At 51.4% G+C, this 22294-nt stretch carries 18 protein-coding genes; 5 read left to right on the forward strand and 13 right to left on the reverse strand.

The annotated features are described in order from the left end of the window. Window positions 1-1685: 1685 nt before the first annotated feature. Complete coding sequence (locus tag VFA09_25500) at window positions 1686-3128, reverse strand: hypothetical protein (protein HZU70655.1); 1443 nt, start codon at window positions 3126-3128, stop codon at window positions 1686-1688. 198 nt (window positions 3129-3326) lie between these two features. On the opposite strand from VFA09_25500, the gene VFA09_25505 reads away from it, so the two are divergent. Beyond that, entirely contained in the window at window positions 3327-3812 is a 486-nt protein-coding gene (locus tag VFA09_25505) for a peroxiredoxin (GenBank protein ID HZU70656.1), read from the forward strand. Here VFA09_25505 and VFA09_25510 read toward each other — a convergent pair whose 3' ends face one another. After that, window positions 3813-4397 carry a TetR/AcrR family transcriptional regulator gene (locus VFA09_25510; protein HZU70657.1) on the reverse strand — a complete coding sequence of 195 codons (585 nt, stop codon included), beginning with the start codon at window positions 4395-4397 and terminating at the stop codon, window positions 3813-3815. It abuts the gene before it with no gap. A gap of 49 nt (window positions 4398-4446) precedes the next feature. Further along, a complete protein-coding gene (locus VFA09_25515) occupies window positions 4447-5169 on the reverse strand; it encodes a glycine/sarcosine/betaine reductase selenoprotein B family protein (GenBank protein ID HZU70658.1) in 723 nt (240 codons plus the stop codon). A gap of 160 nt (window positions 5170-5329) precedes the next feature. On the opposite strand from VFA09_25515, the gene VFA09_25520 reads away from it, so the two are divergent. After that, window positions 5330-6652, forward strand: a complete 1323-nt coding sequence (locus VFA09_25520; GenBank protein ID HZU70659.1) for an MFS transporter — start codon at window positions 5330-5332, stop codon at window positions 6650-6652. Between the two features lie 120 nt (window positions 6653-6772). Here VFA09_25520 and VFA09_25525 read toward each other — a convergent pair whose 3' ends face one another. From VFA09_25525 to VFA09_25555, 7 genes are all read right to left on the reverse strand, one after another. Further along, the gene (locus VFA09_25525) at window positions 6773-8209 is read right to left on the reverse strand and encodes a DUF4129 domain-containing protein (GenBank protein ID HZU70660.1); all 1437 of its coding nucleotides are present in this window, start codon (window positions 8207-8209) and stop codon (window positions 6773-6775) included. Further along, a complete protein-coding gene (locus VFA09_25530; protein HZU70661.1) occupies window positions 8163-9527 on the reverse strand; it encodes a DUF58 domain-containing protein in 1365 nt (454 codons plus the stop codon). The genes VFA09_25525 and VFA09_25530 overlap by 47 nt, the downstream gene beginning before the upstream one ends. Window positions 9528-9539: 12 nt before the next feature. After that, the gene (locus VFA09_25535) at window positions 9540-10535 is read right to left on the reverse strand and encodes a MoxR family ATPase (protein HZU70662.1); all 996 of its coding nucleotides are present in this window, start codon (window positions 10533-10535) and stop codon (window positions 9540-9542) included. 1210 nt (window positions 10536-11745) lie between these two features. Continuing rightward, window positions 11746-12306, reverse strand: a complete 561-nt coding sequence (locus VFA09_25540) for a TlpA disulfide reductase family protein (protein ID HZU70663.1) — start codon at window positions 12304-12306, stop codon at window positions 11746-11748. 39 nt (window positions 12307-12345) lie between these two features. Then, window positions 12346-12876 (reverse strand): MauE/DoxX family redox-associated membrane protein, encoded by a 531-nt coding sequence (locus VFA09_25545; GenBank protein ID HZU70664.1) that lies wholly within the window; start codon window positions 12874-12876, stop codon window positions 12346-12348. Between the two features lie 169 nt (window positions 12877-13045). Further along, window positions 13046-14305 (reverse strand): ISKra4 family transposase, encoded by a 1260-nt coding sequence (locus VFA09_25550; protein HZU70665.1) that lies wholly within the window; start codon window positions 14303-14305, stop codon window positions 13046-13048. Continuing rightward, window positions 14259-14681, reverse strand: a complete 423-nt coding sequence (locus VFA09_25555; GenBank protein HZU70666.1) for a hypothetical protein — start codon at window positions 14679-14681, stop codon at window positions 14259-14261. Before VFA09_25555 ends, VFA09_25550 begins: the two co-directional genes overlap by 47 nt. 658 nt (window positions 14682-15339) lie before the next feature. On the opposite strand from VFA09_25555, the gene VFA09_25560 reads away from it, so the two are divergent. Then, entirely contained in the window at window positions 15340-16788 is a 1449-nt protein-coding gene (locus tag VFA09_25560) for a nodulation protein NfeD (protein HZU70667.1), read from the forward strand. A 15-nt stretch (window positions 16789-16803) separates the two neighbouring features. Beyond that, a complete protein-coding gene (locus VFA09_25565) occupies window positions 16804-17658 on the forward strand; it encodes a slipin family protein (GenBank protein ID HZU70668.1) in 855 nt (284 codons plus the stop codon). 83 nt (window positions 17659-17741) lie between these two features. Here VFA09_25565 and VFA09_25570 read toward each other — a convergent pair whose 3' ends face one another. Then, window positions 17742-18407 carry a phosphoribosyltransferase family protein gene (locus VFA09_25570; GenBank protein HZU70669.1) on the reverse strand — a complete coding sequence of 222 codons (666 nt, stop codon included), beginning with the start codon at window positions 18405-18407 and terminating at the stop codon, window positions 17742-17744. A 290-nt stretch (window positions 18408-18697) separates the two neighbouring features. On the opposite strand from VFA09_25570, the gene VFA09_25575 reads away from it, so the two are divergent. Beyond that, window positions 18698-20431, forward strand: coding sequence for a hypothetical protein (locus VFA09_25575; protein HZU70670.1), 1734 nt, complete (start codon window positions 18698-18700; stop codon window positions 20429-20431). A gap of 74 nt (window positions 20432-20505) precedes the next feature. On the opposite strand, the gene VFA09_25580 is transcribed toward VFA09_25575, so the two are convergent. Together VFA09_25580 and VFA09_25585 are read right to left on the reverse strand one after the other, a co-directional pair. After that, window positions 20506-21897, reverse strand: a complete 1392-nt coding sequence (locus VFA09_25580; protein HZU70671.1) for a CUAEP/CCAEP-tail radical SAM protein — start codon at window positions 21895-21897, stop codon at window positions 20506-20508. Continuing rightward, complete coding sequence (locus VFA09_25585; GenBank protein HZU70672.1) at window positions 21894-22232, reverse strand: oxidative damage protection protein; 339 nt, start codon at window positions 22230-22232, stop codon at window positions 21894-21896. Before VFA09_25585 ends, VFA09_25580 begins: the two co-directional genes overlap by 4 nt. Window positions 22233-22294: the final 62 nt, after the last annotated feature.

Genomic DNA, 22294 nt, shown 5'->3' on the forward strand with positions numbered 1-22294 from the left:
AAGCTTTTAGCCGTATCCGTGGGTATTTGTCCACGTTGCGCAAACAAGGGCTTCCTCTCTTGTCGGCTTTGCAGACCACGCTCTCTGGTCATCCGCTTCTTCCCTCTTTTGAGGCAACTTGAGCGAACCTAGGCAGTTACGTTTCCAGTCGCGCTAACAGTCAGAAACATAATGAAATTTGGATACGTTTCGCCTGTTAAGTGGTGATTTGTATAGTGGCAAACAACACAACCAACCTGGTCGGTGTAATACGCTGTATCAGTATCCTGCCATGAAATTTCGAATTCGTCGTAGAGAGTAGATGGACCGGTTCCATATGAACCCTCACAACCATTGGTAACGAGCATTTTCTGATTAACATTCGTAACGACACCGGGACCACCACAAGTACTATATGTAGAACCTGAGAGTAATATTTCATTAGGTCCATCATATGATATACCCGCAGCTTCAGAGAGACAGGGGGAAGTATAAACAAATTGATGGGGGTGCTTGGCGTGAGGGTGTGGCTTGGTAGTTGCAAGGGCGGATGATACTCCCGTGAAATCCAGAGGAAGTGTAACAATGCATGCTAGTAGTAAAGCGAACAAAAAGCTCTTCATGATAGTGCGAGTAGTTTTGAACATTAGAGTTTCCTTTCTTTGTGTCCACAGGGTGTGGCGTGTAAATGTTTAAGGTTTCCCGGCAAAAATGCAGGCTAGATGAGCGGCAAGGGTTAAGTTTAAAGATTGCTCTACACCTTACCCGTTCTGCTAAGCAGAGCCAATAGGCAAAGGATACTTGAAAATTCTACGAAAAAGAAGAGGAAAAAAGCCCCTCTGAGGGGAAAAAGCCCCCCAAAAAAGAGGATGTATTGGGGAAGCAATCAAGCAAATAGGCAGAAAAGGCAAAACAAAGATCAAGACTGGGCAGCGAGGAGTAAATAGCCATATCTCGAAACACGATGTATACTCAGTCCTGCAAGCTGCAATTTATTGCGAATCTTATCAATATGCTTATTCAGTCTCTTTTGAGTACTTCGATCTAATTCACAAGAAAACGCTTCTCGGGCAAGTTGAGAATCCGCTACAGGGTGCCCACTCAGCAGGGATAGAAGCAACTGATACTCGATAGGAGTAAACTTTATTATAAGTGAGTCTACAATCAGGATCCCACTCTCATCATTCCGGTAAATGCGACGTGTTCCAATGGAGGGGCAAGAAACAAGCTCCGATGATATAAGGCACTCTCTCATCATAATAAATTTCAAATTCCGGGTCGACGAAAACCAGCTTGCTCTCTGCATCAACGGGCGAGCTTAAGGCTCTAATCAGTAGGGTTCGTGCGTATGCAAGAGAGAAGAAAAGTTGAAAGTTATAGATTCACTTTCTTAAACGAAAGGTTATATGGCTGTATTTATCATAATATACTTATCGGGTGATTGTCAATGGTATTTCTATTAAAATAAGAAAATCTAGAAATCTTGTTCAGGACAAGCATAAAAAATTTCTCTGAACTTTTGTAACATACTCGTGGATATATGGTGGTTAAGGAGAAGTTCCAGATGCTAAATTGACGAATTTTTTCCGGGAGGTGAAGAACTGGCACGATATTTACCTATTCTTCCTGCTTTGACCTAACGTGAGAGCAGTTCTGTATGTAATCAGCCTGGTCCCTCTATTCTAAAGGGAAGTTAGACGTATTGGTCATGGTACGGCCAGGGGCTGTGTCTCTTTTCCCGTAAATACCGGTGGCAATGGCTTGCGCCGGCGTAGCTGGAACCAGTTGAAGAGATAGGCGAGGGTCAATAGCAGAAGTAGCCCGTCACGCAAGGCAACCGCCGGAATGAATCCCGGGACATAAGGTGCCAGAGTAGCGTCCGCGGTACGCAAATAGAAGTAAGGGTAAATCACGGTAGTGAGCAGCGAAATAGTGGTCCAGCTAAGCACCCAGAAGCGATTGTATGCGCCGCTGTAGGCCAGCAGGGGAATGATCCATATCAGGTATTGCGGGCTGAACACTTTGCCGGTGACAATGAAGACAAGCAATATGGCAATAAAGGCCTGCACAACATCAATTTTCCCGCGCCACTGCAGCCAGATTGTGTAGACGTAGCCCAGCACTAACAGTACATCAAACAGGAGTGATACGGGTTGGCCTAGAACACTGACCAGGTTGACCGAGCCATAGGTGTAGACGACCTGGACGGGAAAGCCGAGTTGCGTTCCTAACCAGACGAGTGTGCTGCCGGTAGCCTCGACTTGAACAGGGCGGTTCGCGAAATAGCTCAACTGGCTCAATACGGCTCCATTGAAATCAAAGAGCGCGAAGAATCCGGTAATACCTATAATAACGGCGAAGAAGATGAGCGTATTTTTCCAGCGCCAGTGAGGTATGCCTCGCACTAAACGGCCCAGTTCACCTGGCAGAGTTTGTATTGTCAACGATCCGGGTGGGATAGAGAGCATCTGCGCGTCATGTTGTTCAGCAATAAAGAGCGCGGGCAGGAGCAAAATAGGATAGATTTTGAGCAGGAAGCCGAAAGCCAGGGCAATATATGCCGCCGTCCAATGCTTGCGTTCTGCCGCGATGAGACATAGGAGTGTGAGCACGGCGGGTACGAGGTCAAAGCGCGCCTGGGCGGTGGCCCATGCACCAATTAACAGGAAGACCGCGAATGCCAACGCCGCCCCGCGTGGAGCGTAACGCAACAATAGCCAGTAAATCAGCACGGACATCAGCGCCATGAGTATAGCAAACATGAGCTGGTAATAGTAGAGCGGCGCGATGAGGGCTAACGAGAAGACCACGACGGTGAGCGGGGGGTACTCCAGGGGAAGCATATGAAATGGTGGCTGCGACTGGGCTACGGAAGAGGTATTCAGAAATGCGCATTGAACACCAGGCAGTAACTTCTCGCCGCTGCTGCCTAGCCAGTAGGTGAGGGCGTAGCATTCGTAGCGCGCCCCATCGGTATGAGTCCAGAAAAATTGCCAGGACGCGCCCAGAAACATCAGGATAATTACTACGATAATGGGTAGATAGGCGATAATACCCCTTCGCGCTACCAACGCATTCCAGAAAATAGTAAGGGGTCTGTCATTATTCGATTTGACTAACGCTTTCTCCGAGGCTTTTTCTTGTATCATTTTGAATTTCGCTCGTGCAATAATCGGTTTGACAAGATCTTCCGGGCGGTGCTAGAATACTGGACGATAGACCGTCGTGTCGCTTGTGCGTTTATTTCATAACTTCGCACATTGTGCAAGACGATTTGCCGGCTTAGCCAGTAACGTTTCTATCCGCTAAGTTTCACACTAACAATACGTCTGGAAGGATACATGCGAATGAGTACTGCTACCCATGCAGAGACAAACACATTAAAAGTTGGTGATGTCGCACCCGATTTCACACTGAAGACGAATAACCGTGAAGATTGGCGTTTGAGCGATTTTCGTGGCAAGAAAAATGTCGTACTTGCCTTCGTCCCTTTTGCTTTCAGCAAGGTTTGCTCGGCGCAGCTACCATCATATGAGGCCGAACTGGATCGCTTTAAGGACTTTGACGCGGAAGTCGTCAGTATCAGCATGGACAGCACCCATGCCTTAAATGCCTGGGCTAAATCGATGAATACCTCGTTTCCCTTGCTCTCGGATTTTTACCCCCAGGGAAAAGTGGTCGATTTGTATGGGTTGCGCAACCCGGCTGGAATGTCGAATCGAGCGGTGCTCGTCATCGACAAAGAAGGCATCATCCGCTTTATCGAAGTGCAGGACAGTCCCGGCAATATGCCAGACAATGAGAATTTGTTCGAGGCGCTGCGCAAGCTGTAGCTAAACATTCTCCGGGTTCAACGAATTCGGACTGAATGCTATCGAAAGGGTGGGCTGGAAGACAAGCTCATGGAAAATGATGCCCATGCGCTCGGGTGGATAAGGCATATCGTGTTCCAGCCACCATTGGAGCAGGCCGATGGAAGAGTTGACAAGATGGTAAGCCGCGACCTCAGATGGTACAGCACTTCCCTCTAAAGGAATGTTCTGATTCAATACTTCATCGGTAGCGATATCGATGATGTGTTCCATCAGGGGAGTGCTGCTGCGACTGCTCAGTAAGACGCGGATTATGCTATTGTTTTCCTGTACATAATGGAACAGGGTTTTGCCGAGAGCAACCGCATCCTCGCCCGGACCCATTGGTAAAAGATTTTTTAGCTCGGCAAGCACTACTTCCGATACTTCTTGCAGCAAGGCATCCTTATCGTGGTAGTGGCGGAAAAACGTGGCGTATCCTACATCAGCCTTGTCGGTAATATCACGGATGGTGACGGCATCATAGCCTTTCTCCAGCGTCAAATCGATGAGAGCTTTCGCCAGCAGATGCTGTGTCCGTTTTACTCGTCTATCCTGCACATCCATGTCAAAAATTCCTCCCAGAAGTTTATTTCATAACATCATATCATGTTTTTCAGTTACTTTCCTGCTGGCGGATTGGTTGCCAATCGCTGCTGTCATAATCTGGATAGGTGATTTCCCAGGGATGCCCTGGTTCTTCGCGCGCTTCCCAGCGCCTGAGCGCATCCAGCAATACTTTGCGCTGCAAGTTGTTCTGGTGTGGCCCACCGAGGCTATTGCCCAGCTTGAAATGATATGGTGCGATTGAGCGAGGCGGCCCGGCCTGCTGCGATTGTTCGGGGGCGACGGTAATCAGGACGGTCGGAATGCCAACCATCTCTATTTCGCGCTGGATGATGGCGCTTACCCTGTGGCAGAGGGGGCAGCCTGCCGTAAGCACAACACCATCGGCTTTGGAGCGTAAGATTACTTTAGCCATCTCAGGAGCCGCTCGCTCATACAGATCGCGGAAGTTCTGTGTGTAGCCCATGAATCCGAGGTGCTTATCGCTTACTCCGGCGATGATGCCCTCTTCTGCCAGTTCGCGCAAACGGTCGATGGGAAAAACGACATTGATGTCCTCATCAGCATCGTGGTGGTCGTAATGATCGTGCGTAACCATTAATTGCTCGCTCCGCACATCTCCCGGTATAACACGCCAGCTATTATCGCCGTCAACATTGAACGGTTCCTGGTCTTTTAAATGAACGCCTGCCGTTGTAACGAGCGCGAACGAGGTCTGATTCAATTCGCGAGAGCGTGGGGTATAAGGAATGCAGCGTTTTGACATTGCCATGATTTGATCGTCCTTTACCGAATTTTTTGCTATAGTCAGGTGTTCCTAATAGTATATATCAGTTTTGCCCGCGATTGCTTTTTTGTGCTACTATAAAACTCGCAGGCACTATTTTTCTTTCTCCAATGGTGCCGGCAAACAGCTTGAGAAGGCAGGTTCTATGGATGTGTCTAATGCTCCTCGTAGACTGACGGTTCGCCAGCAACTGATCCTCAGCGTCTTCTGGTTCTCACTCAATGCGCAATCTGCCGCCCTTTTGCCGATTGTAATACCGCTCCAGATTTTGCTATTTGTGCCGCGGGGTGAGGTAGGAAATGCTCAGCAGGCGGTGCTGCTGGGCTGGATTTCGGCGGTGGGAGCGGTTGTCTCGCTGGTTCTACCACCGGTCTTCGGCATGTTGTCCGACCATACAACCAGCAGGTATGGGCGCCGGCGGCCCTATATTGTTGCTGGAACTGCACTGCTGTTGCTGAGCGCTTTGTTACTGGCGCTGGCCGGTAATGTCATCATTTTTGTCCTGGCCCTGGTCATCAATCAGATTGGCAGTAATGCAGCCAATGCTGCTTACCAGGCGCTTTTGCCGGATCGCGTGCCAAAGGAGCAGCGCGGTGAGGCTTCCGGGTACGTAGGCCTGATGACGATCATCGGCAATGTCGGCAGCCTGGGAGTGGCGGCGTATCTGCTTGGCTCGGTCAGTTTGACTTCGACGAGCGCCGGTATTATACGGCAGGGAGCCGGCCTCTTTTATTTGCTGACTGGCATCGCCCTGTTTGTGGGTTTGGTCATTACAGTTATCGGGGTGCGAGAAAAACGCTACGTACTCCCACCAGCTGAAATGACACTTGGGCAAGAGAAGGCTTTAGTCCGTTTTCGCCGTTGGTTTGCGCATAACTGGATCAAACCGTGGCGTGATTATAATTTTTCGCTTATCTTTGTGACGCGCTTCTCCGTCATGATGGGGCTTTCCTTATTTATGACCTTCATCGAATACTATTTTGCGAATGTAGCCCACGCGACGAATTTCGTGCAGGCAACGGCGGGTGTGGCAATACTTGCGCTGGTGGGAGCGCTTTGCAGCGCCCTGGCACTGGGCATTTATTCTGATCGAGTGAAACGAGCGCCTGTGGTTTGTGCCGCTACCGTATGTATGGCGCTGGCCTCATTTTCTTTTGTGATTTCGCCCGGCAGCTTCCCTCTCTGGACGTTGGGTCTGCTCTTTGGTGTTGGCTACGGCGCCTATAGCAGCGTCGACTGGGCTTTAGCGATTGACGCTATGCCTTCGCTGCAATCCATTGGGAAAGATTTAGCGTTGTGGGGCGCGTCCGATAATTTGCCATCGATCCTTGCTCCTCTTTTAGGAGGCATCATTATCGCCCAGGTGAGCATCTTTGCGGCAACTGCCCTGGGTTATCGCGCTATCTTCGCGGTGGCAACGCTCTTTCTCCTTTTTGGCGCGGCCCTGGTGCTGAAAATGCGCATGTAGGGGAAATGCGCGATACTGGCATGAAGTGAGAGTAGCTGCTCACTTGCTTTCCTCATCATCTGAACCATTTCTCCTACAAGCTGCTTCTTACTTGCCTTTTCCGTGTTTGCAAGCTACACCCTATTTTCTCAGTTGCTTATTTCGTAACCTGGGTATCAGTCTCTTGATCAAAAGCGGTACCCATCTGCGTAAATAGGTCAGCTTCCGTGGATCCACATCCTTTTCGCCATACCGTTCTAACAAGTACGCCTGCGTCAACTCCTCTAGAATCATCGCATCATCAGGTGACTTGCCTGCATATGTTTGTCTCGTCGGTTCTAGAGCGGCCAAAAGGCGATATTGATACTCGAGTGGCGTTTCGTTAGCGCGTCGTCTGCCTGCATCTTCACCTCGCCAGGCCATTGCTTGCAGAAATTCACGATAGCGGGCGCGCGCCGATGCGGCGTTGAGCGGTTCGCGTGCTTTTCTGACTTCCTTTGGCGGGCGGCGTCTCGCGCTAGCTGGTATGCTTTTTTGTATCTCATTCTCATCAATGCGACCTCGCAAGATGTGCAGTATCATCCACACCACAGCTACCAGCACAACCAGCGTCAACAAGGCAATGCCTATGATCGCCAGTAATCGCAATGCCTCATCAACAAGAGGAGAAACGGGTGGCGCATGCTTTTCTGGTTGCGCATCTATCCCCGGCGTCGGAGTGAGTTTGAGTTTGAGAGGGCGGGGCGGGGGTCCCGGCTGCGCAAAAAGGAAACCTAGCAGCCAGAAATACCACGCACGCACTATCGTGAGCAATGGCGCAAACAACGCTTCAAGCGGTCCAAATGCTGCCACACTCAGGATCATCGTGAAAGCCGCGATTGCCGCCAGGAAAAACAGCGTCAACAGCCCCGTTCTCGCGAACTGTGTACGCAACCCTCTGCTCGCGTTCGGGCTGCTATACTTCGTATTCAAATAACTCACCGAAAGTGCCGCGAAACCGCTCAGACCAAACACCGGCAGAACCATTCCGAGCGCATCAAATAGCGGTGTATGAGAAAACGCGGGATAGACTACTACTAACAGCAGCAGGGCCAGGAGCGTTCCAAATCCGATCTGAAAAATAACCAGCAGCGACTCTTCCTGCCCACCTTTTTCAACACGCACCTTCCCACGCCACCAGAAGCTGAGGCTCAGAATACCTGTAGCAATGAGCTGTGGAATACCTGCCGCAAACGGGGGATGCAGGCCCACTACCAGGAGATAGATCACTGGTAACGCAGGAACATAGACCAGCTGAGCGCGCTCTTCCCCTAGCCGTGGCTGGATCCCTCGTTTTACCACGAACGCCCACCAGTAGGTACTCCACCAGATGAGTATCACGCCACCCTCGAGTAGAAGTGGTGGTTCGCTCTTGCCTGTAAAAAGCAGCGCCCCGATCACAAATCCCAGCACCCCGAACTGCGCTTCCATCACTCCCACCACCATCGGAACAGCCATGGTGTCCAGCCAGTTGAAACGGGCAGGCCTCCGTTCAGTCAGGCGCTCGCCTTTCGTTAGCAATGGCGTGAATAAGCGCATGCCATCTCTCACTTCCTCCCACAGCATATATGGGGAAATCAACCGCCTCAGCAAGGGTCAGCATATCCTGGTCACCTACCAGTACACATTGGACAACACTCCCTTTTGAACGCACTTCCTGAAGCCGTTCGATGGTGACCGGAGACAAGGTCTGTACCGCACTTACGAGTATGACGGATGTTCCTCTGGTGAATATCTCGTCTTGCCTCTCCAACACCTCTTCCATCGGCACGTTCAGGTAAGGCACGAGCCGCGCAAAGGTGGTCAACAACCGCTCGTATTGTCCTGCGTCACGATCAAAAGGCACATATATCCCTTCAGGAACAAGATCAGCCGCCATACCTGGTTCTCCCCAGTGCTGCTTCGCTTGCCCGACAGTCTGGCCGCTCAACTCCCGCCCGGTCAGCGCGGCACAATTTGTCAGCAGGCCTACCATATAGCCTTCATCGAGCGAGTAGATCGCAACCGAGGCAGCCACTGCTATCGCAAACTCCTGCATCTCCCAGCTCAAAGCGACCAGTGTTTTCTCCGGCGTTCCCATCTCCAATATGACAAGCACCCGGCGTTGATAACTGTACTCGTACACTTTACTACGTAACTCGCCAGCGCGGGCGCTGGTCTTCCAATGAATGCGGCGCGGATCGTCATCCAGTTGATACTCACGCACGCCTACTACATAGAGCGGATCCTCGAACAGTCCATGTGTCGTATGTGCTTCTCCCATCAGATGCAGCCCTGGCAGTCCCAGGTCTTCCAGGGAAGCCAGAGGCGGGTAGACCAGCAGCGTGTCATACAGCGGCAACGTGATCCGTCGTTTCATCCAGCCAAACGGATCACTGATTTCTAAGGTAAACGGCCCCACCATGTAGAAGCCACGCCCAAAGCAACGCAGATGATAGCGACGAGTCGTTCGCTCAAATCCCCACAGGCTTCCAACATAATCTATGGCCCCCAGCGTCTCGCGTTGCGCCTCTTGCAGAGAGAAAAACGGCAGCGGGGGTCGTAACGGCACCTGACAGGCCAGCCCGATCAGGGGCAGTCGTTTCTGGTTCTCAATCGTCACCGTGAGTGCCACATCTTCCCCAAAAAAGAGGCGTTGCGGGTGGACCTGTTGGCGCGCTTCAAGCGAGCGCAATGCATAGCGATACCACCAGGCAGGCACACAAGCGATAACCAGCGCGAACAGCGCGGCCAGGAACAACAGCGGTTGTTCAATTACCAGGCTCATGATAGAGAGGACGCAGCCAGGCACATACCAGAGTCGGTGCAGGCGCAACGGTTTCGTATCGAGCGGGTCAAGAACATCATCGGTCTGCACGTATCCCTCTTCCTACTTTCTGGCCGGTGGTGGCGCGATTTCTTCTATAGGTACAGGGATAGCCTCGATAATTTCTGCTAGAATTTCTTGTTGTCGTTTTCCCCGCAGCCGAGTGCGTGTGGTAGTGAGTAATCGGTGCGGAAGTAAGCTGGGAGCCAGCCGCTTCACATCATCCGGCAGCACATACGCCCGCCCCTGCATGGCCGCAAATGCCTGGCTTGTCCGGTAGAGCGCCATGGTGCCACGCGGGCTAATGCCCAGTGCTACCGCCGGATGCTCCCGCGTTGTCCGCACAATAGCAAGCAGATAGCGTTCAACCTGCGCCTGCCAATGAACTTGCCGGATCACGCGTTGCAGTTCTATCACCTGCTCCGCTGTTACGACCGGTTGCAAGCTCTCCAGCGGGTCTTCCTGTTTAAAGCGGTGCAGGATGGCCTGTTCCTCATCTTCGGTAGGATAGCCAAGCCGGGTACAAAGCAAAAAACGGTCCAGTTGCGCTTCAGGAAGCGGAAACGTTCCTTCCAATTCGATTGGGTTCTGGGTCGCCAGGACCAGAAACGGCTTTGCCAGCGGCATTGTTTCCCCATCCACCGTTACTTGCCGTTCCGCCATCGCTTCAAGCAAGGCCGCCTGCGTGCGCGGTGTAGCCCTATTAATCTCATCCACTAATAAAATATGCGTAAAAATCGGACCTGGACGAAAGATAAAGGCTTGCTTGCGCTGATCAAAATAACTGATGCCGGTAATGTCCGTCGGTAACAAATCCGGCGTTCCCTGAATACGATGGAACGAGGCCCCCAATGAATGTGCTAGCGCCTTCGCTAGCATCGTCTTGCCCATCCCCGGCATATCTTCAATCAACACATGTCCATCGCTCAACAAGGCTGCGATCACCAGGTCAATCACCTCGCGCTTGCCAATCAACACTCGCTCAATATTCTCTCGCATCGCCTTCGCCGCCTGTTGCACTTGCCCCACCTGGGCGGCAAATGCCTCGTCAGCTAGCATAGGCCTTGCCTCTTCCACGTGTCAGCATAGACTCCTCCTCTGTCATAGAGAAGCGCCGTTTAAAATTCCTGAATCGTAAAGCTCCTCTAACACATTTTGTTATGTACGCTTCTCCTTTACCTCGCCTCCAATACCCGACAACTTCCTAACTACTATTCCTCCTACTTGGTCAAAAGAGATGGGACCCCACAAGACAGAATCTACACTTTCTGCTTGGTTATCCCCTTGAACAAAAAGATGTCCTGGAGGAATATGCCACATGCGCTGGTTTCCAATATGGTGTTGAGCATGCAGCGATAGTGTAACATGTTCTGAAAGATCAGAAGGAAAGGTAATTATATCACCAGGGACTCCGGTAATACGCTTAATGTATGGTGGGAGTCCCTTGAATCGCTGACTTTCTTGCTGTAAGATAATGATTTGACCTCGTCGTAAAAATCTGGCCGGCCAAAAACGCCAGATGAGTACACGATCACGCTCGCAAAGAGTGGGAAGCATACTCCGGCCTTGTATTGTAATCACTACAAAAGCAACACGTATTATCCCAATAATAACACATATCAAGAGTAAGAGGAATATGTCGCATATGAATAAAAACGTCATCACGAGCTTTTCTCTTCTTCATCAATTCGGCAAGCATTCGCGATCCTACGGAAACATTAGAGCATAAAGCTAGGAGCTATGAGCGATGGCCCTCCACACCTAAGCGCACGTCAGGTGTGGAGGACAGGCTTCATAAGTCCATTTAGATGCAAAAACCGCGCTCCCACATTAACTAGTCGCAATAACCTCCCCCGCAACAACTGGTGTACTGGGTACAATTGAATGCCCCTGACTCACACTGGTTAAAACCTGCTGCATAATAGTTTACAGTGACTGGGCAGCCAAGTGCCTTATAACAAGCTGAGTCATAATGCCACTCGCAATGACTCTCGCAGTATGTTCCACTGCAAGCGACGGCGATAGATTGTGGAGCAATCACAACCACAATACGGTCGATAAAGGTACTGAGCGGATTGATCTTCGATATGAGGCGATCAACCATCGAAACAAGAGTGTTCGCGAATGATTTCATAAGAAATCTCCTTTGTTGAGGTTTAGTTACTTTGTTCGGTTAGCGAACACACCAATCAAAGCTACAAAAACTGCCTGAAGAATTGTTTCACAAGAAGCTTCTCAAATCACCTCCCTTCGTCCGTTTCATGAGACATTAAACTGTACTTTGTTCTACCTGCCTTTCCCAAGCTTCTGCAAGCCCCTTCCATTTTCCCCATTTCAAGTTCGGCGACCCAGTAGACTGCACTTTGCCTTCTGTATCAATCAAACAATAGGCTGGAGTACCTGACACTAGATAATCCTTCGTAAAGGGATTACTATCGTGAGGTGCTATCAGAATCGGCAAGGTGATGTTGAATTCGTCAACAAAACGGCGTGTTCGTTCACTGTCAGCCGTACTCACTAGCACAAGATCAACGTTCGCTCGTGCCGCCTTCGGACCGAGGTATTCGTAACTCGGCAGGGCTTCACGGCATGGCCCGCATGCCGGTTCAATAAATATAAAAGCTATATTTCTTCCTGTAAATGATTCTAAAGTCACCGTTTCGCCACGGAGGGTTTCAGCAGAAAAATGGGGTGCTGGCTGTCCTTCCTTGAGACTGTTTCTCGGCTGATACATAGAATTTATTCTTCGCACAAGCGCAAGGGTTAAGATCAGATTCACTAACACAAGCACCCAAAGTAATATTGAACTTAGCAGAAGAAGTTGTTGCATGTTTCATCCCTTGTTTCTGGACACCTGTATTCAGCGGAACTACCCCTGCTGAAAAAGCTGTACAATTTCGTCAAGATGAAGCCAGAGAAACCAAAATACCGCTGCTCCAAGTCCAATCACTCCCCATTCAGCCGGACTAAGGTATGCCTGGCTAGTATTCGGTTCGGCAAGAATAATGCATCCAGCACAGGCGCATACGATAAAACCTACATTCCTCCACCCTTCAATAGCGGACACCATTTTTTTCGTCGAACCAAAACAATTGCAGGATGTTCTAATATGTCGTCGCAAGACCGAAATAAGGGCGGTACAGAATATGCTCAAAAGCAAAATACTTAGGTAAAAACCAGGTTTCAGAAATGGCCCTCCTACGGTAACGAGCAGAGCAACAACACATTCTCCAACTAAGAAAAGCAAAGCCACTGCGCGCGTAATAGATCGAGGCAAGATGTCAAACTGAATGATTGTTTGCTCAAATGCGGCCATATTCATCATCTTTTTTACCGATGAAAAGCCAAAGACAAGTGCTATGACGATACGGCAGAACGACAAAACAAAGAGCAGAATCATCAATGAAGTATTTCTCCTCTTTATAATGAGCTAAATTGCCATTGGCCGAACAAAAAGTTTGAGAGGTATCTATCAGGAACGAACTACAGGGTGCATAATACAAGCATCTTGATAAAGCATACCTGATATTTCTTTATTTATCAAGTGCAATAAGTATGAAGGGTGTGTTTCATTTTTTTGCACCAACCAGGGGCGAGCTCGTCGAGGGAGAAGAAGGACGCCTCAAAAACGGTTTGCGCCAGGAATAGCCAGGGCTCACCCGACGAACAGTCGGCTGGGCCGCAGCCTCAACTGCTGGGGAAGAGGCAGCGGCCACAGGTGGTCGACCGAGTCGCTCCAGCCGGACTTGCCAGTACATCAGGCTCCACAAGACAGAGGCGAGTCGCTGTTGGCTCTTGGCCTCTCGCCGTTGGCTCCGTTGGCTGCGCAGCTTCGCCTGAACTTGCTTCCACGTTTGGCTCCAGCGTCGATTACAGACCGCATTGCGCAGCACGAGCATGGGATTGACGTTCTGCTCCTGCCACCGCATGCCTGCTCCTTTTAAGCGGGCTTCCACCACCAGCTTGTTGGCGCTCTCGACGCTGCCGGAGCCAATGGGCCACCCGGCGGCCTGATAGCTGGGGTCTTGCATCTGCCCCTCGCGCTTCTCTAAATAGGCCAGATGGCTCTGGATGGTGGCACTGGGAAAGTGAGCGGCCACCCCCCTGAGATGGCGCAGCACGCGAGAGGGTCCCTCATGCTTGAGCCGATGCAACGCCCCTTGCAGCCACCACTGGGGCAAGTGGCCTCCCTGCGCTCTCACCTCCTGCCCGATTTCGTTGAGGTATTCACTGGCATGGGCAAAATCTAGGATGCGCACCGCATCAGCGCGATGGTAGTCGACCAGGCCTTGCAGCCACAGCGCCCCATCTTGCACCGCGCACACCTCCTTTGCCCCTTCCAGCCCTCGTCGATGCGTTTCCACCAGGGCAGCTTGTTCAAAGCTGGTGGCCTCGGCCAGACGGGAGAAGTAGGAGAGGTGTTGGGTGCAGACCTCCCCTCGTTTGTTGCGTGCCACTTCCCCCAAAGCCAGGGTCTTGATTTCCACCCATTCCCCCCCAACCAGATGCACCATCGCTCCATCCGCACTGAGCTGCTGTTTGTCGGCTCCAGCAGGAGCTTGGGGCAACTCCTGCTGGAGGCGCTCCTGCTCGGCCTCATCGAGTCTAAGCCCGATCTGTGCATTGTTCAGGGTGGCGCGTCGAGCCGTCGCCTTGCTTACCCGTATCCCTACCAGGTCAGCGAGCAGCTCGGCAGCTTGCTCAAAAGGCATCCAGATGCACAACCGCACCAACGTTTCCTCCCCGCGTGGACTCAGCCCTGCACTGCCCAGGCCTAACTGCTCATCGAGGGGGAAAAAAGCCTTGCCCACATTGTGGGCAGGTGCCATAGGTGCGTCTCACCTTGACCGCTTGCCCTCCGCTCGTTTCTACAAAGCGGCTGTGCTCTCCTCGCGACACCAATGCTTTGCCACACGTCTCACACCTCGGGCGTTGCTCTTGCGGCAGCTGACTCCATGACTGGCTCTCTCCCATCTGCACCAGATCCTCGATCACTTGCGCCCGCACCTGGTTCATTTGCTCATCGACCGCCGCTTCGATCTCAGCCCACGTCGCCGCTGGGTGCTCTTTCCTCCATTGGCTCATCCCTAGCAGGTCGCGCAAACCGGCGCTCACTTGCTGGATCTGCTCACTGCGCTGCCGTTTGTTCTTCTTAGCTTTCCTGCTCTCATCTCCCTCGGCTTGTTTTTCCCTGTATTGTACCACCTCCTTCGTGCAAAAAAATGAAACACACCCAAGTATGAATTATCTCTATGTGTTTGCTCTTTTGAAAGGAAAATAGCAAGAAAGGACATCATGTAGTAAAAGTCGTCCAGACTGCGTGTCTTTTCGCCTCCACTATGGTGGGAGGGAAAGCAAAAAGACAAGCAATCGACAACAAGCAAGGACTTCTGGCTTGTGCCGTCGATGTGTGGGATCATCCTGAAGGCGAAAGCAACGCGACCTGACACATTCGTTAAGAAGGAAAACTCCCAGCAGATGACAACTTCAGCCGCGAGATTTCTGCTACGAGTTTTTTTAAAGAAGATGCACTCAAAGCAGATAAGAAGCGAGAGGAAAAGAAAATCTTCAAGAGATATGATGGAAGAATCTTGCGCTCCTGAGACCTGATAGACTCCCCTCGTCCTGGAGACTGCTGGGAATCACTACAGGAAAAAGGCTTGACAAGGCCATAGCAGTATGTTATATTTGTTTATAACAATTCGTTATGAAAGCTGGAGTATAACCTGGGCGCGTATAGCTGTTGCAGGGGAATCCTACAACTTTCGAGCCTACATTGAGCTTGTGGTATGATACTGATGGAAATTGAATACTAAATGGAGCGCGTTGTTTTTGCCGGGTGTTTACCGGTTGGAGGGATACTATGTTTTCGCATCGCGCCGGTCGCAAGTCATCCGCGTTGTCGCTTTTGCCCTTAACGGTTATTATCCTGGGGCTGGTCATTGTCGCTCTGTCCTTTGGCGCTCGTCCCGCGCAGGCTTCATCTACAGCTCCGCATGTCGATGTCATGCAGCTCAATAGTGAAATTGATCCTGCTTCGCTGCGCTATCTCACCAACAGCATCAATATTGCTGAGAATGACGGCGCGACGGCATTGGTGGTCGAGATCGATACACCTGGGGGTGACATCGAATCAATGAACCAGATGTACGAGGCTGAACTGAATAGTACTGTACCGATTATTGCCTACGTTTCTCCGTCAGGTGCTCAAGCCGCTTCCGCGGGCGCGTTTGTCACGCTTGCCGCGCATGTCGCCATCATGGCGCCGACTACGCGTATCGGCGCATCCAGCCCTGTGACGGATACAGGTGGTGATATTGGCAGCACGCTCAAAGCCAAGATTGAAAATGACCTGGAACAGCTGATGACCAGCGTTCAGACGCTCTATGGGCGCAACGTCAATCCGGCTTTATTGATGATTACGCAGGCAAAATCTTACAATGATAGCGCCGCGGAGAGCCAGCATATTGTTGATTGTGCCTCTCCTTACAACGATCAGGTGATAGAGCAAAAGAACCTGCCATGTACTGGCGCAAATAATCTGAGCGACCTCTTGAACATGATCAATGGGCGTGTGGTTATGCTGCATTCCGGGAAGTCCGTCACATTGAATACAGAGGGGATTGCGGTTCAGAATCTCTCGCCGGGCATTGTTGATACGCTCTATTCGCTGTTGATTGATCCGAACATTGTATTCCTGCTCTTCATTGTTGCGGTCGTAGGCATATTCGTTGAGATTTCGCATCCGGGTGCGATTGTGCCGGGCGTTACAGGAGGTATTGCGCTGATCCTTTTCCTGTTTGGCGCCGGCTCGCTCTCGCCAAACTGGGCAGGTCTGGCGTTAATGGCGCTGGCATTCGTACTGCTTGTACTCGATGTCAAGCTGACAACCCATGGAGTGCTGACGATTGGTGCGGTGGTCTCGCTGATCGTCGGGGCTTTGCTGTTCTTCAATAGCGGAGGGCCGTATTCGGGACCCCAGGTGAACCCCATCATTGTTTATGCGATGGGAGGTCTGGTTGGCCTGGTTGGCCTGTACGTTGTCACTTTGATCATACGAATAAAGCGCAGGCCTGTTTCTACAGGAACAGAGGGTATGATTGGTAATACTGCTGTCGCCGTCACTCCTCTTCTACCCGAAGGACGAGTAAATTACGAGGGTGAGGATTGGGCAGCTGTGTTGGACCCGCCTGCAATTTCCGTCGATCCTGGCTCTCAAGTTCGTATTGTTGCCGTCGAGGGTTTACGTCTACACGTAAAACCTGTTGTTGATACACTTAATAATCCTACCCCTAGCTATATTGGGGGGTAATAAAGGAGGCGTTTCATGGACCCAACCACTGCAATCCTGGTTATCATTGGCGTCATTGTTGTTATTGCGATCTTATTGTTCCTGTCTGCTATCCGGGTGGTGCAGCAATACGAACGAGGCGTGATCTTCGTGCTTGGTCGTTTGACAGGCGCGAAAGGACCAGGAATTTTCCTGGTGCCACCATTCATCTCGCGTATGATCAAGGTTGACCTGCGTATCGTTACGCTAACGGTTCCACCGCAGGAAGTGATTACGCGCGATAATGTGACGATAAAGGTCACAGCGGTGATCTACTTTTACGTTGTTGACCCGGCCCAGGCCGTTGTAAATGTGATGAACTTCATCCAGGCCACGACGCAAATTGGTCAGACGACGCTGCGTAATGTGCTTGGTCAGTCCGAACTTGATGAATTGCTCTCACAGCGTAACAAGATCAATCGCGAATTGCAGACGATTATTGATGAGCATACCGAGCGCTGGGGCGTGAAGGTTACTGCTGTAGAAATCAAAGATATTGAGCTGCCTGTTACCATGCAGCGCGCTATGGCGAAGCAGGCGGAAGCGGAACGCGAGAAGCGAGCCAAGATCATCCATGCCGAAGGTGAATTGCAGGCTTCGGCCCAACTGGCTCAGGCCGCTCAAATGATCGGTTCGCAACCTGCTACCTTACAGTTGCGCTACCTGCAGACGCTGACAGAGATTGCGGTTGAGAAGAACTCGACCATCATCTTCCCACTGCCGCTTGATCTGATCGAGCCGTTCCTCAACCTGACAAAGCAGAACGGGCATCTGGCCGCTGCTACTGATGGACACGATATGCCGACTGCGCGAGAAGTACCGCCGGTGTACCAGACGCCACGCCAGGGATAGCGTCGATAGCTTTCTGAAGAACATGAAAAAGGGAAGTGGTTCGCAAACATTGTTGCGAACCACTTCCCTTTTTTCCTGGATGTTTAAGAATAGTTTTCCCCTTGTTTGCTGCGTAAATATTCAGCGCAGGTCTGGTAGGTTTCCTCGGAAATCAAGCCACGGGACATATAGTGCGTGAGCATGACATCGAGTTTGAGAATGCTGATCAGATTGTAGCCGCGGTGTCTTAAACGTTCGGCTGCTCCATGTTCGCGGTCAACAAGGACGATTACATCCTTGACTTTCAGGCCGTTCTCTTCCAGCAATTCGGCGGTTTCCAGGATGCTGCTGCCCCGGGTGACCAGGTCGTCGATGATAAGGGCGGTATCACCCCGTGTGAAGCGGCCCTCAATGCCGCGTTTGCCCGTTCCTTCGGGCCGGATACGTGCATAGATAAGGGGATTATTGGTTTCTAAAGAATAGGCGGTTGCTAATAACAATCCTCCCACCGGCACCCCTGCGACAACTGCAAAGGGGTGAACTCGCGGACGGCGTAATGATTGTGCAAGGTTGATTTCTTGCTGCATGAGCTTGCTAGCAACGCGTAAAGCGGTTGGATTGCTTATAAGGACCTTAGGATTCACAAAGACAGGGGAGCTAACCGCCGATTCGCTGACGGTAAAGTTCCCAAATTTTACGCCCCCGAGGTCAAATAAGGCCTGTGCCAACCAGAGATTATCCAGAGACTGCTCTTTCGCCACCTCTCTCATCCTTTCTCGATCAAATGGGCTTGCGCTGTACCAGTATACCATAACTTGTGTGAGCAGGGAACTGTTTTGGGCTAATCTGGCGACAAATAATGGCCTGACCTCTTCCTTTCTTTGGCTTGATGAGGTATACTTACCAGGGGGTGTTTGAGTTTCAGAAGAATGTTTCACTATATACCAAGGTAATGGGAGATGTTGGGGAGTGGAACCCGAGACAATTCTTCAAGTGTAATGTACCACCTCTATGCGTAACCCCTGGATTAAGGCAGATTAACGAAAAGGAGATTCCGTCCATGCAAAAGAAGCAGAAGTCCATCCTTGCCTCGTTTCTCGTCCTGGTAGCGCTGTTGGTAAGCACAATTAGTCTCAATGCGGCAGGCGCGCATGCGCAAAGCCAGAACTCCGCGCCCAATCTTATGAAGCCGGCTCAGGGGATTAAAACCCTGTCGGCAAAAGTGAAATTTGTCGGCGCGGTCAATATGCAAAAGGTTCCCAAAGCAAGTCCTGGAAAGGCGCAGAACGATTTCCAGGTGCCCTTGCTAACGGGCACCAGTGCAGTGCAGTACGCGAAAGAAAAATCTATTGCCGCGCACAATACCTCTTCGCCGTTCATTCCGAACGCCTTTCCGTCTGGCTCGGTTGGGGCAAACATTCCGGTTGCGCAGAAGAATTTTGATGGCCTTGCCAATTCAAATTCAATCTGTCCCTATTTCAAGCATGGCTGCCAGCCCCCTGACATGGCCCTGGCCGCTTCACCGCAGTGGATCTTAGAAGGTGTCAATATGTCATTCGGCGTGTATGATACCCTTGGAAATCTGCTTTCCGGCTGGCCGAAGAACTTCTCGCAATTCTTTCAGGTCAGCGCCCCTTGCGACCCGAATGGTCCATTTCTCTATGATCCACGTGCTTTCTATGACCCGAACCAGGGCCACTTCTGGGTAGCGGCGCTGCAGGTAGAGGGGGCCTTTGGGATAGGCAAAAATTGTCCGTTTACCACCATAACGTGGTTTGCAGTCACAAAAACGAACAACCCCAACGGTATCTGGTATGTCTACAACATCTTCGGTGGTTTTGACGGGACGGTTTCTGACTATACTCAATTTGGCTTCGATGACCACAATGTGTACTTCAACCTCAATCAATTCAGCGCCGATGGCTCGACCTTTGAGTATGACCTGCTCTGGGTGGGATCAAAAGCAGAATTTGAACATCCTAACGGTTCTTTCCAATTGTTTGGCTATGGCGACCTTATGGCGCCGGATGGTACGCTGGTCGATACAGTGCAGCCGGTGGAGAGCGAAACAAGTCCCCATGCCACGTCTAAAGATGCCCTGTTTGTCAGTTCGTTCAATATCAACTCAGGTGGCGGCAATTGTGTCAACGGCTGTAGTGGCGTCATCCTCTGGGATTTCGAGAATCCTTTCTCGTTTGGGGGAAAAGTGCTTGAGATTGTGGTGCCAACAATCACCTATGCGCTGGCGCCCAATGCAGACCAACCAGGTTGTACCCAATGTATCGAAACGCTCGATACGCGCATCAGTGCCACTCCGGTCTATCATGAGGGGCTTGTAACCTTCGCGCTTGAGACGGCGGCGCAGAATAAGTCACAGGTAGTGCCTGCCATATTCTGGGCGCAAATCCAGCCGCAGTTTGTAAAAGGCCACGTACAGAGTGCGAGCATCTATCAGAGTGGTATTGTGGGCTTCGAGGGCGACCAGGCAGCTTCCTTCGGCGCTTTGATGCCCGATTACAATGGTGGCCTGCTAATGGTCTACGATACGATGAGTAGCGGCATCAATCCCAGCATTCTCTACACCGGACGTAAAGTAACGGATCCGCTTAATACATTCGAGGGTCCTGGGCATTATCTCCAGGTGGGAGTAGCTCCTACGAAGGATTCGCGTTGGGGCGATTACGAGGCTACATCGTATGATGGTCCTACCTATGACCATATCTGGTTTGCCTCGCAGTACTCCAATAAGAAAGGCGATTGGACGACTCGCATTGGAGAAGAACTGCTTGGCTAGTGCAATGAATGAGTTGGGCGGTGAGAGGCCACTGCTCAGCTAATCGGATCCAACTGATCCTTGCGTGGTTCTGCTCAGCAGAACCACGTTTCTGTCAGGTGTGGCAGCACCTTCTTAGTCCCGTAAGCCTGTGTAGCGCATGAAACGCACATATCCTGCCCATTTGCTGCCAGCGCCAGAGACTTGATGTGGAAGAAGGTCTCGATGGGGTCCGACTGAGCGGCCAGCGCCTCTTCAACCAGCGCGGCAACCTGGCATTGAAGCGCGTCCATGCGTGGGTCGGGATGCCGCCAGTTGTAGGTATAAGCGGCAGGATCAGGTTCTCCCAACCAGGATTCACCCGCAACTGTATGAAGCAAGGCAGAACCGGGTGGTATCAGCAGGCGTATCGAGAAATGCACGGGATCGACATGCTCGATCAAATGCCGCTCCTCAAAGAAGTTCAAAAGCGCAATGTAGCTGTCGAGCGTTTCCCAGGGAGAGAATGGCAGTAGCGATGGGCGCAGCGGAATACCCACCTCGTCCATCAGATCGAAAGCGGCAGCAACATCCGAGGCAGAATGCCCCTTATCGAGATGGTGTAGCACATGATCATTGATGGATTCGACCGCCGAGACGATGAAGGCGCAGCCAAGTTCGCGCAATTCAGGCAGCAATTGATGATGCTTCAGCAGGTGTTCGATCTTGATCGTCGCATCGAAAGTCACTTCAGGAAATTCCTCGTGCAAGGCGCGGATAATACGCATCGCGTGTGTCGGCCCGTTGAAGAAATCCGGGTCGCCAAATGTAATGTGGCGCGCGCCTGATGCGATCTGGGAGCGAATATCTGCCAGTACGACTGGAAGCGGTATGGCGAAGAAACGGCCCTTGTATACGGGCGAAATAGGACAGTGCAGGCAGGTGTGTTTGCAGCCACGTGTTGTTTCGGTATAGCCTGCCAACATAGTATTGCCATGCAATTCAAGATGGGCATAATGATCGAGCGATGGCAGCTGATTGCGCTCCGGCACCATGTAGGAAGTTCGTTGTATCCAGGGATTGCTCGTATGGTGACGTGTACTCACGCCCGCTATTGTATCATCTTCCCCCCGTTCCAATGCCGCGATAAGCTCTAAAAGTGGTGTCTCGTATTCTCCCCCAATAGCAGAATCGATGGTTCCCTCCAGCAGGTAATCGGCATTGAGCGAGGCGTAGAGGCCGTAGAAGCAAATGTGGGCAGCAGGATTGAGCGAGCGCACGCGGCGCACTATTTGCTCTCCCAGTCTCAGAGCAGTATGCATGGGTACGGAAATACCGACGAAGCGAGCTTTGAGGATAGCTTCATCGGTTAATGATTCCACAGCTGCATCTACCGGCAGTGGGGCGTATCCTGCCGTATGCAACCTCGCTTGTAGAGAGGCAAGATGCAATGGCTGGTGGCCGAGTTCGTAGCATGAGATGAGCAGGATGTCGCCTGGATCTCTCATTTCTTACGAGGTGCCCCGGCTCCGCCCTTCCGGCTTTGCCCTCCTGGTGCGCCTCTGCCAGCGCCGGCATTTTCAGGTATCCACCCTTCCGGCATTTTGGCATTGGGGCCGAAGAAAAACTCTTCCATCTGTTCGCGCAGGATTTTGCGCGCCTCCGGATCGGCCAGATTCAGCCCATAATGGTTGATGAGAAGTGTACTCTGAGCAGGCCACATATCGTAAGCCTGCTGGGAAATGTTCTCATAGATGCGTTGCCCCAAAGGACCCGGAAAAGGTGGTTTCTCCAGCCCCGGAAGTTCGCGCCCTAATTTGACACAATAAACCATACGTGGCATGATAATAACTCCCTGATCATTAAAGGATATATCCTATACAGATACTACAAGATCACTTGTGC

Source organism: Ktedonobacteraceae bacterium, from assembly GCA_035653615.1.
Classification (GTDB): Bacteria; Chloroflexota; Ktedonobacteria; order Ktedonobacterales; family Ktedonobacteraceae; genus DASRBN01.